Annotated in this window: 10 protein-coding genes; 3 read left to right on the top strand and 7 right to left on the bottom strand. The window is 73.8% G+C overall.

Annotated features, from left to right (window positions below; all coding sequences use genetic code 11):
* The 6 genes from IEZ01_RS19205 to IEZ01_RS19180 all read right to left on the bottom strand — a co-directional run bounded on the left by IEZ01_RS19205 (nt 1) and on the right by IEZ01_RS19180 (nt 9066).
* Complete coding sequence (locus IEZ01_RS19205) at nt 1–1440, bottom strand: CitMHS family transporter (protein WP_028797356.1); 1440 nt, start codon at nt 1438–1440, stop codon at nt 1–3.
* Between the two features lie 119 nt (nt 1441–1559).
* A complete protein-coding gene (locus IEZ01_RS19200; RefSeq protein WP_189202764.1) occupies nt 1560–3776 on the bottom strand; it encodes a molybdopterin oxidoreductase family protein in 2217 nt (738 codons plus the stop codon).
* A gap of 110 nt (nt 3777–3886) precedes the next feature.
* On the bottom strand, nt 3887–4591 hold the full coding sequence (locus IEZ01_RS19195) for a TetR/AcrR family transcriptional regulator (protein WP_189202762.1): 705 nt from the start codon (nt 4589–4591) through the stop codon (nt 3887–3889).
* 26 nt (nt 4592–4617) lie between these two features.
* Complete coding sequence (locus IEZ01_RS19190) at nt 4618–5880, bottom strand: hypothetical protein (RefSeq protein WP_019885087.1); 1263 nt, start codon at nt 5878–5880, stop codon at nt 4618–4620.
* Between the two features lie 7 nt (nt 5881–5887).
* Nucleotides 5888–6748 (bottom strand): cupredoxin domain-containing protein, encoded by an 861-nt coding sequence (locus IEZ01_RS19185; RefSeq protein WP_189202760.1) that lies wholly within the window; start codon nt 6746–6748, stop codon nt 5888–5890.
* A 62-nt stretch (nt 6749–6810) separates the two neighbouring features.
* Complete coding sequence (locus IEZ01_RS19180; RefSeq protein ID WP_189202757.1) at nt 6811–9066, bottom strand: right-handed parallel beta-helix repeat-containing protein; 2256 nt, start codon at nt 9064–9066, stop codon at nt 6811–6813.
* A gap of 165 nt (nt 9067–9231) precedes the next feature.
* Here IEZ01_RS19180 and hmgA point away from each other — a divergent pair, with 165 nt between their 5' ends.
* The 3 genes from hmgA (at nt 9232) to IEZ01_RS19165 (ending at nt 12798) form a co-directional block, all read left to right on the top strand.
* Nucleotides 9232–10557: a homogentisate 1,2-dioxygenase gene (hmgA, locus tag IEZ01_RS19175; RefSeq protein WP_019885090.1), complete on the top strand. Its 1326-nt coding sequence runs from the start codon at nt 9232–9234 to the stop codon at nt 10555–10557.
* Nucleotides 10558–10601: 44 nt separating this feature from the next.
* Nucleotides 10602–11351 (top strand): GntR family transcriptional regulator, encoded by a 750-nt coding sequence (locus IEZ01_RS19170; protein ID WP_019885091.1) that lies wholly within the window; start codon nt 10602–10604, stop codon nt 11349–11351.
* Nucleotides 11352–11601: 250 nt separating this feature from the next.
* The gene (locus IEZ01_RS19165) at nt 11602–12798 is read left to right on the top strand and encodes a type ISP restriction/modification enzyme (protein ID WP_189202755.1); all 1197 of its coding nucleotides are present in this window, start codon (nt 11602–11604) and stop codon (nt 12796–12798) included.
* Here IEZ01_RS19165 and IEZ01_RS19160 read toward each other — a convergent pair.
* Nucleotides 12795–13544, bottom strand: a complete 750-nt coding sequence (locus IEZ01_RS19160) for a TetR/AcrR family transcriptional regulator (RefSeq protein ID WP_019885094.1) — start codon at nt 13542–13544, stop codon at nt 12795–12797. The two genes, IEZ01_RS19165 and IEZ01_RS19160, sit on opposite strands and share 4 nt — an antisense overlap.
* Between the last annotated feature and the right edge of the window lie 49 nt (nt 13545–13593).

The raw sequence follows: 13593 nt of genomic DNA, 5'->3' as shown, positions 1-13593 counted from the left end.
TCAGATGATCCCGAAGAGGATTCCGGCGGCGAGGACGACCAGCGAGGTGAGCGCCGCCCATTTCACGGTGAAGCGGGTGTGGTCGCCGAACTCGACCTTGGCCATGCCGACCAGGACGTACACCGCCGGGACGAGCGGGCTGGACATGTGCAGGGCCTGGCCGACGAGGGAGGCGCGGGCGATCTCCAGCGGGGAGACGCCGTGGGCGGCGCCGGCCTCCGCGAGGACGGGCAGGACGCCGAAGTAGAAGCCGTCGTTGGACATGAAGTACGTGAGCGGCAGGCTCAGCAGGCCGGTGACCAGGGCCATGTGCGGGCCCATGCCCTCGGGGATGGCCCCGACCAGCCAGTCGGCCATGTGCTTGACCATGCCCGTGCCGGTGAGGACGCCGGTGAAGACGGCGGCGGCGAAGACCATGCCCGCGACGTTGAGGACGTTGTCGGCGTGGGCGGCGATACGGGCCTTCTGGTCGGCCATGTTGGGGTAGTTGACGGTGAGCGCGAGGGCGGCGCCGAGCAGGAACAGCACCGGGATGGGCAGCAGCTCCAGGATCATGGCGGTCAGCAGACCGACGGTGAGCGCGGCGTTGAACCAGTACAGCTTGGGGCGCAGGGTGGGGCGGTGCGGGTCGAGCCCCTGGAAGCCCTCGTCCTCGGCGCGCTCGCCTTCCCCGGCGGGCGCGGCGCCGGCCGGCGGCGGGGTGTCGCCGCCCGGGATGTCCCCGTGGCGCGTGTCCGCCTTGCGCGTGTCCATGTCGTCGGCGCCGCCGCCGGCCTTCACCAGCACCGTCTCGGTCTCGGGCGCCAGGGCCTCGTCCAGGGTCAGGTAGCCGAGGCGCTTGCGCTCGCGGCGGCCGAGGACGTAGGCGAGGACGAAGACGAAGAGGAGGCCGACGCCCAGGGCGGGGATCATGGGGACGAAGATGTCGCCCGCGTCCAGCTTGAGCGCGGTGGCGGCGCGGGCGGTCGGGCCGCCCCACGGGAGGGTGTTCATGACGCCGTTGGCGGTGGCGGCGACACCGGTCATGACGACGAGGCTCATGCCGAGCCGCTTGTAGAGCGGGTACATGGCCGAGACAGTGATCATGAAGGTGGTGGAGCCGTCGCCGTCCAGCGACACGATCGCGGCGAGCACCGCCGTACCGACCACGACCCGCATCGGGTCGGCCTTGCAGAAGCGCAGGATGCCCCGGACGATCGGGTCGAAGAGGCCGACGTCGATCATCACGCCGAAGTAGACGATCGCGAACATCAGCATCGCGGCCGTGGGCGCGAGATTGCCGACGCCTTCGATGACGTAGTCGCCGAGCTTCGCGCCGTCTCCGACGAGGACGCAGAAGAGGGCGGGGATGAGCACGAGCGCCGCGATCGGCGACATCTTCTTCAGCATGATCAGGACCAGAAACGTCGCGATCATGGTGAAGCCGAGGATTGTCAGCATGAGGGACACCTAACGTTCACCCTTGAACTCCCACCGAGCGGCGGTCCGGATGACGTTAGGTGCCGTTCATCGGCGTTAACAAGACGTTGACGCGTGAGCAATACGAGCAAAACCCCAGGTCATCGCCTTGGCGTCAGTTCGACGGGGAAGCCGTTGAGGACAGCGGTGCCGGACAGCGGGTCGAGCCGGGAGCCGTCGAGAAGCTGGTTCACATTGACTCCGGGGCGCCGCGCGGCGACCGAGAGACGGGTCCCGGGCCGGTCGTGGCCCCAGCCGTGCGGCAGGCTCACCACCCCCGGACGCAGCGTGTCGGTGATCTCCACCGTCACCTCCAGCTCTCCGCCGTCGGCCTTGATCCGGGCGGGTGCGCCGTCGGTGAGTCCGAGGCGGGCCGCGTCGTCGGGGTGGACCTGGAGGGTGCAGACGTTGGTGCCGCCGGTGAGCGCGGGGACGTTGTGCATCCAGCTGTTGTTGGAGCGCAGATGGCGGCGGCCGACCAGGACGAGCGGCGCGGCCGGGGTGTCCAGGGCCCGCCGCAGCCGGGGCAGATCGGCGGCGAGGGGCTCCGGCAGCAGTTCGATCATCCCGCTGCGGGTCTTGAGGACCTGTCCGAGGCGGGGCTTGAGCGGGCCGAGGTCGATGCCGTGCGGCGCGGCGCGGAGGTCGTCGAGGGTGAGGTCGTACGGGCCGAGCCGGAGCATCATGTCCAGGCGCCGCTCCGGGCCGCTGTCGCCGGTGAGTTCGGCGGCGAGCTCCTGGGCGTCGCGGCCGTGGACGGGCGAGTGGGGCTGGGCGACGGCCTTGGCGAGGGCCTGGCCGATGACGAGGTCGTCGACGGCGGACGGGTCGGCGCCGTGCATCCCGGTCACGGCGAGGATGAGCCGGGCGTGGATCTCGGCCTCGTCCATACGTCCCTCTTCCAGAGGGACGGGGGCCGGGGTGTAGCGGACCTGGTTGCGTACGGCGAAGTTGTTGAAGGCGAAGTCGAAGTGGGCGCTCTGGGCGGGCGGCGGCGGGGGCAGGACGACATCGGCGTGGCGGGAGGTCTCGTTGAGGTACGGGTCGACGCTGACCATGAAGTCGAGCCGCTCCCCGAGCGCCCGGTCGAGGCGGTGACCGTCGGGGGCGGACAGGACCGGGTTGGCGGCGATGGCGACGACGGCCCGGACGCGGCCCTCGCCGGGCGTGTCGATCTCCTCCGCCAGCGCGGCCATCGGCAGTTCGCCCTTGGCCTCGGGGTGGCCGGCGACGCGGCTGGTCCAGCGGCCGAGGTCGAAGCCGCGGCCCGGCCCGGCCGGGCGGGGTGCGGGGGCGGTGGCCGAGAGCGGGAAGAGGGCGCCGCCGGGCCGGTCGAGGTTGCCGGTGAGGATGTTGAGGACGTCGACGAGCCAGTTGGCGAGGGTGCCGTACTCGACGGTGCTGCTGCCCATGCGTCCGTACACGGCGGCGGCCGGCGCGGCGGCGAGCTCCCTGGCGAGCGTACGGATGGTGGCGGCGTCCACGTCGCAGACGGCGGCGACGGCTTCGGGGGTGAAGTCCCGTACGGCTTCCCGCAGGGCGTCGAGGCCCTGCACCCGCCCGGCGAGGGCGCCGAGGTCGGTGAGGCCCTCCGCGAACAGGACCTGGGCCAGCGCGGCGAGCAGCAGGGCGTCGGTGCCGGGGCGCGGAGCGACATGGCGGTCGGCGAGGCGGGCGGTCCTGGTGCGGCGCGGGTCGACGACCGTGAGCGCCCCGCCGCGGCGGCGCAGGGCGCGGAGCTTGCCGGGGAAGTCGGGGGCGGTGCACAGGCTGCCGTTGGAGTCCATGGGGTTGGCGCCGATCACCAGGAGGTGGTCGGTGCGGTCCAGGTCGGGGACGGGCACCGCGAAGGCGTCGCCGAACAGGAGCCCGCTGGAGACGTGCTTGGGCATCTGGTCGAGCGTGGAGGCGGTGAACAGGCTCCGGGTGCGTACGGAGGCGAGCAGGACCGGCGGGTAGAGGGCGCCGGCCACGGTGTGCACATTGGGGTTGCCGAGGACGACGGCGAGGGCGCCCGGTCCGTGCTCGGCCAGGATCGCGGGGATACGGGCGGCGATCAGGTCGAACGCCTCCTCCCACGTGGCCTCCTGGAGTTCACCGCGGCCGCCGCCGCTGCTGCCCTTGCGGACGAGGGGTGCGCGCAGCCGGTCGGGGTCGGCGTCGACCTCGCCGAAGGCGGCGCCCTTGGGGCAGACGAATCCGCGGCTGAACACGTCGTCCCGGTCGCCGCGCGCGCCGGTGACGCGGGATCCGTCGAGGGTGAGCGTGAGGCCGCAGGTGGCTTCGCAGAGCGGGCAGATGCGCAGGGCGGTGGACATGACGGTCTCCCCGGGGCGGCGGCGTTTCGGCGACGTGCGGCTTCGGTTGCGCGAACACGGCCGAGCATACCGACCGGTATGGACGGCGGCGAGGGGTCGGTGCGGCCGGTTCAGCCGGTCCGGGCGAGGAGGGGCCCGAGGTAGGCGTGGAGCAGGCGGCGGGTCTCGGCGATGAGGGCGCTGTCGCCCGGCGGTCCCGTACGGAAGGCGAGTTGCAGCAGGGCGTCGGTGGCCTCGACGGCGACGAGGACCTGACGGCGGAGGGTCTCGTCGGGGGTACGGCCGAGGTGGGTGGCGAGCAGGGCGCAGAGGCGGTCGGCGACGAGGTGGTTGGGGTCGTCGGTGGGGGTTTCGAGCTCGGCGGCGGGGGCGGGGGCCGGGGCGGGCTCGCTTGCGGCCTCCGGTGTGGGGTCGGGGACGGAGTCGGCGGCGGACGGACCGGGGACGCCGAAGTCGACGAGCGCGAAGCCCGGGACGGTGCGCTTCATCGCGATGTACTCGTCGAGGACGGTGTCGATGGCGCCGTACGCGTCGACAGGCTGCCCGGCCGCGAGGCGGGCGTCGATGCGGGCGGCGTACCGGTCGAGGTTGCGGTGGGCGAGGGCGGCGGCCATGGCCCGTTTGTTGCCGAAGAAGCGGTAGACCGAGCCGATCGGGACGCCCGCGCGGATGGCGACGGCCCGGGTGCTCAGCTGCTCGTAGCCGGTCTCGTCGAGGAGTTCGGCGCACGCGTCGAGGATCCGCGCCAGGCGCTCGGCGCTGCGCTGCTGGACGGGCGCACGGCGGAGGGAGGGGGACGGAGGCACGGGGTCCATGATGCCGTTCCGGACGGTCGGCGGGGTCAGGCGATCAGGAGGCCGATGCCGCCGAGGGTGTACGTGATCATCAGCAGGAGCAGGGGGAGCTGACCGGCGACGGCGCGGGCGGGCGGCAGCAGCCGCACGGAGCGGTCGTGGGCGGCGACGACGCCGACGACGTGGCCGGTGACGACGGCGCCGACCTGGAGGGTGGCGAGGCCGCCCGGGGTCAGCGGCGGGGCGGGGGCGAGGGCGTTGTCAGTGCCGAGTGCCACCATGACGGTGCGTGGCCCTTCCGTCACGAAGAGGGTGGTGTAGTGCGCGACGAGATAGCCGAGGGCGATCGGCAGGAGGGAGTGGGCGAAGGCCGTGAGGGGGTGGGGCAGTTCGCGGTCGGCCAGGCGGACGGCCCCGGAGCACAGGCAGTACAGGCCGGCGACCAGGGCGACGGCGCCGAGCAGTCCGAGGGTGGCGGTGGGGGTGCGGCCGAGGGGTGAGGTCTGGACGGTGGTGATCCAGCTGGGGGCGTCGGAGAAGCCGTCGTAGGCGGTGGACCCGAGCAGGACACAGAGGGTGGCGACGAGGCCGGGGGTCGGCGGGGTGGCGTCGAGGCCGTGGAAGGGGTTACGCAGGACGAGTTGGCCGTCGGCCCGGCGGCCGAGCGGGGAGAGCCGGGCGAGCAGGGTCGAGTAGACCTCGAAGGCGTCGGCGTGGGCGAACCAGCGGTCGCCGTGGCGGGCGGCGCCGATGAGGTGGACGGCGGTGTGGGCGCCGAGGAAGGCGAGGAGGACGGGGGGTGAGGTGGGCTCGGGGGCGACGAGTTCGAGCCAGGTGAAGGCGAGCAGCCCGGCGGCGGCCGGCCACAGCCCGAGGCGGGGTGGCAGTGGGCGGGGGTGACGGGCGGGGAGGAGGCGGTGGAGGGTGCGCAGGGGGTTGAGGAGGCGCCAGACCGGGCCGAGGAGGAGGGAGGCGGGAATGAGTCCGACCCAGAGGAGGACGTAGAGGGCTCCGGGGGCCGGGTTGCGTGCGGGGTCGTCGGGGCCGAGGAGGAGGTGCAGGACGACGAACAGCGCGCCCGCGAGGCCGAGCAGGCGCAGGGCGGCGCGGGTGGCCGGGGCGTCGGCGAGCCGCCGGACGGCGCTGGGGAGCGGGCGGCCCGAACGGTCGCCCTGGAAGCGGGAGTCGGACCACAGGAGCCCGAGCGCGAGGAAGGAGACGAAGAGCGCGGCGAACGCGCCCGCGAAGGCGTAGAAGGGCGAGATCGGCAGGTCGTGCTGGGAGCCGACGCCGTGGGCGAGGGGGGTCACGGGCGCTTCACCGGACGACGAGCTGGGTCAGGACGAGGCCGGAACCATGGGTCTCGACCTCGAAGAGGCCGGTGCGGTCGGCGGTGAACGTCAGGGTGGCGGGGCGGCCGGCGGGCAGCGGAGTGGTGCGGTCGTAGCCGTGGACATGGAGGGTGTCGGCCCGGTCGCTGGTGACCCGCAGGGCGATACGGGCGCCACGCTCGACCTCGATACGGGAGGGCGCGGGCTCGACCGTGCTGCCGGTGACGGTGATCTCGACGGTACGGTCGGCCGCCGGGGGTTGCGGGTGCGTGGCCTCGCCGTTCTTGCCGGGACCGTCGTGCGGGCCGTCGTGCGGGCCGTCGTGCGGGGCGTCCTGCGGGCCGTCGCCTTTCGTGACGGTGGCCGTGGCCTCCACCGGTCGGCCCGCGACCGCCCAGGCGGTGTGGTCGTCGGCGTACAGCCGGACGGTGAGGGTGTGCCGTCCGGGGGTGGCCAGGGCGGTGGCGGGGAGGTGGTGCCAAGGGCCGTAGATCCGGGCCGTCTTGCGGCCGTCGACGAGAAGGTGGGCGTGGCCGCGGCCCGGGAGAGCGGCGCCGCCGGTGCTCTCCGGGGTGAACCGGAAGTGCGCCACCGTGAGATGGAGGTTCCAGCCGTCCTCGGAGTCGGGCCGCGCGCTGAGCTCCACGCGCGGCGCACCCCCGGCCGCCACCTCCCGCAGCCGGTGTCCCGACTCGTCCCGGGCGTCGAGGAGCGCACCGGCGGTTCCGGTCGCCTCCTGGTGGCTGGTGCCGGGCTTGTGATGGGTCGACGCCGGCCCCCCGCACCCGGCGCCGGCGAGCACGACCAGGACGGCGAGTACGAGCCCGGCCGCCCGGCGGGCGCACATGCGCCGGTACGTACACCACCCTCCAGCGCCCCGACCGGCTACCGCCGCACCCACCCGCCGGGTCACGAGGTCGCCCCGGACGTGTCGCCGGGCGTGCTCCCGGGCGTACCGCCGGACGGCCCGTCGCCGGTCGGCCGACCCGCTGCCGGCGGGCCACCGGCCGTCCCGTCAGCCGCGGACACCCGCCCTGCGCCGGCGCCCGCCTCGGCGCCCGAGCCGGCCCCCGGCCCGTCGCCTGCCGCCGCGCCCGGCTCGGCGCCCATCGCCGCGCCCGGCCCTGGGCCGACCCCCCTCGGTGGGCCGGCGGGCGCCGCTCCCCCGGTCCCCGCCGCCGCGATCGCCGCCCACAGGACCCACACCGCCGCGAGCAGACCGCGCAGCCAGGCCGGGCTCAGGGGGATCCAGGGGATCATCAGGACCGCCTTGTCGAAGGCGTCGAGGAGAGTGAGGGCGCCCAGGGCGAGGGTGGTCCAGGCGAGGGCGGGGCGGGCGGGGCGCAGGGCGAGGCCGAGGGCCGTCCACCAGGCGCCCAGGAGGAGCAGGGCGAGCGCGGGTACGTATCCGGCGGTCAGGGGCAGGGTGGAGCCGGCGACGTCGAGGGTGAGGCCCACGGCGCCCAGTGCGGTGGAGACGGCCGCGAGGCGGCTGGCACGCAGGCGGCGGCGCCAGAGCGTGGCGCCCACGAGGCCGAGCACCAGCGCGGTCCCCAGGGCGATCTGGGTCTCGACGCGGGCGAGGCCGCGCGCGCCGTACCAGTCGCAGCCCGCCGGGAGGCGGCGCTCCTGGACGTTGTAGTCGGCGCAGACCAGGAGTTGGACGAGCTTGACGGGTTCGCCGGCGAGCCGGTCGGAGCCGCCGGAGACGTCGCCGCGCCGGGCGCCGCACTCGGGCAGGGTGCGCGGTGAGGAGGGTCCGGTGTCGGACTGCCAGCAGTTGCCGCCGCCCTGGCCGTCCCACCAGACGTCGGTGCGGTTGGGCCGGGAGGCGCCGGCGCGGTCGACGCCGAGGTGGTTGCCGGCGTAACGGTTGTGGTGGGAGGTGTCGGCCTGCTTGGACCAGGCGGACTCGCCGCGGATGAAGGCGGGGACGGCGTTCAGGTAGAAGGCGGTGCGCTTGTGACCGTAGATCCAGTTGTTCTCGTAGAGGTTCCAGTTGCCGCCGGCGGTGATGATGCCGGAGCCCGGGGGCATGGAGATCTGCGGGCAGACGACGCCCTGTTCGTAGCCGCGCTCGACGGGCGGCTTGGCGCAGGTGCCGTCGGCGACGTGCCGGTAGTAGTCCTCGTTGTTGTCGTGGATGTCGTTGCGTTCGAACCGGGCGTGGTTCTGCGGGAGTCCGGGGTGGCCGGGGAAGGCGCTGTCCATGGAGGCGCCGCCCATGTTGTGGTCGAACTCGTTGTCGTGGACCCAGACGGAGTCGCCCGCCGTGCCCGAGTAGCCGACCATGTTGTGATGGCTGCGGCAGCCGGTGATCTCGATCGAGTACCGGGGCACGTCGTAGCCGCGGCCGTTGTTGATGTCGGAGGCGGAGCCCGGGTAGATGCCGGAGTCGCCGTTGCCGTAGGACTCGCAGTTCTTGTAGAGGCCGTGGTCGCTGGCGAAGGTGAGGAAGCCGTACTCGTCGTTCCAGCGGGTCAGCACGTTGTCGATGACGAATCCGTCGCCCGCCAGCACATAGAGGGAGTTGAAGGTGGTGCGCTGGGCGGTGAAGTTGCGGAAGTAGACGCCGTCGGACTCGTCGGCGCGGATCGCGTTGAGCTTCTGGTACTTGGCGTCGATGACGACGTCCGTGCGCGCCGCGCCCGTGCCCTCGATCTGGAGGTCCTTCTTGCCGAGGATGGCGACGAGGTTCTGGTTGTGCGGGCACTGCTTCTGCTGGGCGTAGCTGAGGACCTGGTAGCCGAACGCCGAGCGGGGTGCCTTCAGCCGGGCGCAGGCGCCGGTCGGCGGGGGCAGTGAGGGCTCCTCCTCGTACAGCCCGGGCAGGATCGCGATCGTCATGCCGGGCCGGTCCACGGCGTCGACGGCCTGCTGGATGTGGCGGTGACCGCCGGCCAGGCAGCGGGCGAAGAGGTTCAGGTTCCGGGTGCGCAGCGCGGCCGGGAAGGCGGCGATCCGGCGCTCGAAGTCGGCGCGGTCGCTCTTGCAGACGAGGAGGTCCGGTTCGCCCGTGCGCAGGGTGGGGACGCGGCCGGAGCCGTCGGGGAAGTCCACCGGCCGTTCCTCGTGGGCCTGGGCGAGGGGGGCGGCGGCGAGGGTGCCGGCGAGGGCCGCCAGCAGGACCGAGAGCGCGAGAACGAGCCTGCGAGTCCACGACATGCCGGTGAGAGTAGAGCAATGTTCATCTTTTGGGACCCCCCGTGCACGGACGGGAACCCTCCGCACGCGCGGCACGTCCCAGCGGCGCTCCCGTTGACGGGAGCGGGCGCGGAATCCTACGGTCATGCATAGGATTGTTGTGCGGGCTCAGGACAGGAGCGGGCGATGACCACGGAACTGGCGAGAAAGACGGCCGAAGGGCTGGAGTACTCCACCGGATTCGGCAACGAGCACAGCTCGGAGGCGGTCCCCGGAGCGCTGCCGCTCGGCCGGAACTCGCCGCAGCGGGCCCCCCTCGGCCTGTACGCGGAGCAGCTGAGCGGCAGCGCGTTCACCGAGCCGCGCGCCCACAACCGCCGCTCGTGGCTCTACCGGATCCGCCCGTCGGCGGCCCACCCGCCGTTCGCCCGGATCGACAACGGCCACCTCCGCAGCGCGCCCTTCACGGAGACCGTCCCCGACCCCAACCGGCTGCGCTGGAACCCCCTGCCGGAGCCGGCCCCGGGCACGGACTTCGTCGCGGGCCTGTGGACGCTCGGCGGCAACGGCGACGCCACCCAGCGCACCGGCATGGCCGTGCACCTCTACCACGCCAACGCCTCCATGGACCGCCGCGTGTTCAGCGACGCCGACGGCGAGCTGCTGATCGTCCCCGAGCGGGGCGGGCTGCTGCTCCGCACCGAGCTGGGCCTGCTCGCCGCCCGCCCCGGCGAGGTCGCGCTGATCCCGCGCGGCGTCCGCTTCCGGGTCGAGCTGCTGGACGAGACCGCCCGCGGCTACGTCTGCGAGAACTACGGCGCCCCCTTCCAGCTCCCCGACCTGGGCCCGATCGGCGCCAACGGCCTCGCCAACGCCCGCGACTTCCGGGCCCCGCGCGCCGCGTACGAGGACGTCGAGGGCCCGGTCGAGGTGGTGAACAAGTACTGCGGCAACCTCTGGGCCGCGACCTACGGCCACTCCCCGCTCGATGTCGTCGCCTGGCACGGCAACCACACGCCGTACGTCTACGACCTGCGCACCTTCAACGTCATCGGCTCGATCAGCTACGACCACCCGGACCCGTCGATCTTCACGGTGCTGACCTCGCCGTCCGACACCCCCGGCCTCGCGGGCGTCGACTTCGTCGTCTTCGCGCCGCGCTGGCTGGTCGGCGAGGACACCTTCCGCCCGCCGTACTTCCACCGCAATGTGATGAGCGAGTACATGGGCCTGATCGAGGGCGCGTACGACGCGAAGACTGCCGGAGAAGGGGGTTTCGTGCCGGGCGGTGGCTCGCTGCACAACATGATGTCCGCGCACGGCCCCGACCGGGACACGTTCGACAAGGCCAGCGCCGCCGAGCTGAAGCCGCAGAAGATCGACGACGGCCTTGCCTTCATGTTCGAGACCCGCTGGCCGGTCACGGCGACCGCGCAGGCCGCCGGAGCCGACCATCTGCAGAGCGGCTACGACGACGTATGGCAGGGTCTGGAGCGCCACTTCCGGCCGTGAGGTCCGCTGGTGGTGTCCCGTAGTGCCGTCGTACGGAGAGAGCCGTGACCGCCTTCGCCCCCGACTCGCTGGTCCTGAACCGCAAGCTGCCGCTCTGGTATCAGGTCTCGCAGTCGCTGCGCGCCTCGATACTGGGGCGCGCGCCCGACGCCTCGCTGCGGCTGCCCACCGAGGAGCAGCTCGCCGCGCACTACGGCGTCAGCGTGCTCACGATGCGCCAGGCGCTCAAGGAGCTGGAGGAGGAAGGCCTGATCAGCCGGCACCGGCGGCGCGGGACGTTCATCGAGCCCGGCGCGCGGCGCAGCGCCCCGCGCCGGCTGCTCGGCTCCATCGACGCGATCGTGGCCCAGCAGTCCGGGGAGCGGACGGAGGTCCTGGGCCACGGCCCGGAGCCCGTCCCCGGTGAGCTCGCCGAGTACTTCCCCGACGCGGCGCAGGTGGTCGCCTACCGGCGCCTGCGCTGCGACGGGGAGACGGGCGAGCCGACCAACTGGGCGGAGAACGCGGTACGCCCGGAGATCGCGGCCGGTATAGACCCGGCCGACCTGGAGCGCTGGCCGATGACGAAGGTGCTGCGGGACCTGGTGGGCGTGCGGATCAGCCGCATCACGGACACGGTCGAGGCACGCCTGGCGGACCCGGAGACGGCGACCCTGCTCGCGGTCCCGCTGCTGTCGCCGATCCTGCACTACACGGGCGTGACCTACGACGAGGACGGCCGGGTCGTGGACGTGGCCCGGATCCGCTACCGGGGAGACCGCTTCTCCTTCTCGGTGACGGTGGACGCGCACTGACGGGGCGGGGCGGGCGGACCGCGACGCCCGTCGGCACGTGCGCCTACCCGCCCCGCGGGGGACCCCGCGCCCAGGCGGGCCCGGCAATCCCGCCAAGCCCGAGCCGGCCGCTCGCCGGCCCGACGCCCGTCGGCACGGGCACCGCCGCCACCCGCGGGGCGACCGCACCGGTCCGGCCGCCCGCGAGGGGCGCGCCGGCCCGCCCCTCGCGGGCCACGCCCACTGATACCGGCGTGCCCGGGTCACTAGCATGCGTGCCGTGACCGAAGACGTGCCGCTGCTCTCCGACCTCATGCCCTGGGCCGTGGCGCCGCTGCGGTTCGGGCGCTCGTGGATCGTGGCGCCCGATGCCGCAACGTTGCGGGCGCGGTGGAAGCGGCTCGTCGCGGCCGAGGGGGGCGAGCGGGAGGCGCTGTTCGGGGTCAGCCGGGCGCGGACGCCGGTGAGTTCGGTGGCCGCGCTGCCGGGGCAGGCCACCGGGACCGGGCGGTTCGCGCGGGAGACGGGGCCCTGCCCCGAGCCCGTACGGCTCGCGCACGGGCCCTTCGACGAGCAGTGGCTGATACCGGACCACCGGCTCATCGACACCGCACGGCCCGAGCTGTGGCGGGTCGCCGACGACCGCCAGGTGTTCGCCGTCGAGCAGGGCAACGTCCCCGGCGCCGGCGGCCCGGCGCTGCTGGTGACGGCCGCGCTGCCGGACGGGCGGTCCCCGGCGGGCCGGCCGGGGCGGATCCGGCCGCTCTACCGAAGGCCCGGCGGCCGCGAACCCAATGTGGCGCCGGGGCTGCTGCCGCTGCTGAGTGAGCGGTACGGGCACGAGGTCACCGCCGAGGAGTGGCTGGCCTGGGCCGTGGCCGCCGCACGGCCCTCTCCCGCCGGGTGCGCCGTGCCGCTGCCGCTCGCGCCGGAGACATGGCGGGCGGGGGTGGAGCTGGGCGGGTGGATGCAGGAGGTGCAGTTGCGGGGCGCCCGGGGCGGTGAGCGGCACCGGCTGCCCGGCGGGCGGCGCCCCTACGTCCGCGCGGCGATCCCCGCCCGGCCCGACGCGCTCACGTACGACGCCGCGGAGGAGAGCCTCGCGGTCGGCGCCGGGCGGATCGCGCCCGTCCCGGCGGAGGCCTGGGAGTTCCGGGTCGGCGGGGTGCGGATGCTGGAGCTCTGGTTCGAGCGTCGGACGGCGCCCGCCGAGTCCGGCACCCTGGAGTCGATCGGGCCGGCCGCCTGGCCGCAGGAGTGGACCTCCCAACTCCTGGAGCTGATCACGGTCCTGGCGCTCCTCGGCCGGCGTGCGCCGGAGTGCGCGGCGCTCGCCGAGGGCCCGCAGCTGACGCGCACCGCGCTGCGGGAGGCTGGTGTACTGCCCGTACCGGAGCGCGCGCGGCGGCCCGCGTCCGTGCTCGACCACCAGGAGGAGGGCCCGGAGGGCCAGTTCGCGCTGCTCTAGGCGTCCGGGCGGCTAGAGACGCCGTTCCGCGCCGCCGGGACGAAGGAGTCGAGGACCCGGTTGAGCGTCCGGTCGAAGATCTCCTCGATGCCGAGGGTTTCGGCGCCGGCCTCGATCAGCACGGCGGCCAGCCTCGGATAGCCGCCGCCCGCGAGCCGGCCCATCAGGTAGGCCGTGCGGACGGCCCGCTCCCGCTCCGCGGACCAGGGCAGCGAGCGGGTGCGCTCGGCGATGGCGAGTTCGTTGGCGACGAGGGTCATCACGGTGCCGTTGACCGTCGCGATCAGCTCCATCTTGGCGCCGCCCGGCAGGTCGACCCCGTCCAGGCAGCCCAGGCAGTACTCCAGGAAGCGCAGGGCGTTTGGCCCGTACGCGTAACCCGTCGACATCAGCCGGATCACCCAGGGGTGGCGGTGCATGATGCCCCGGGTCTGCCGGGCGACGGCCCGCATGTCCGCCCGCCAGTCACCGCTCGGCGGCACGTCGGCGTCGTACTCCCCGCTGATGGCGTCGACCATCAGCTCGTACAGATCCTCCTTGCGGGGGACGTAGTTGTAGAGCGACATCGTGCCGCAGCCGATGTCGGCCGCGATGCGCCGCATCGAGAGCGCGTCGATGCCGTCGGCGTCGGCGATGCGCACGGCGGCGGCCACGATGTCCGCCCGGCTGTACGCCGGTTTGGGACCACGGCCCGCGCGCTCGGGGCGCGCCCAGATCACTTCCGGTTCGGCCGCTCGGCCCGCCATTGCTCATCACCTCCCCACCATCCTAGTTACGTACAGCGTACGTAGTGAG

This window comes from Streptomyces purpureus, from assembly GCF_014648195.1.
GTDB classification, from domain to species: domain Bacteria; phylum Actinomycetota; class Actinomycetes; order Streptomycetales; family Streptomycetaceae; genus Streptomyces; species Streptomyces purpureus.
This window is presented reverse-complemented; position numbering and strand designations above follow the sequence as displayed.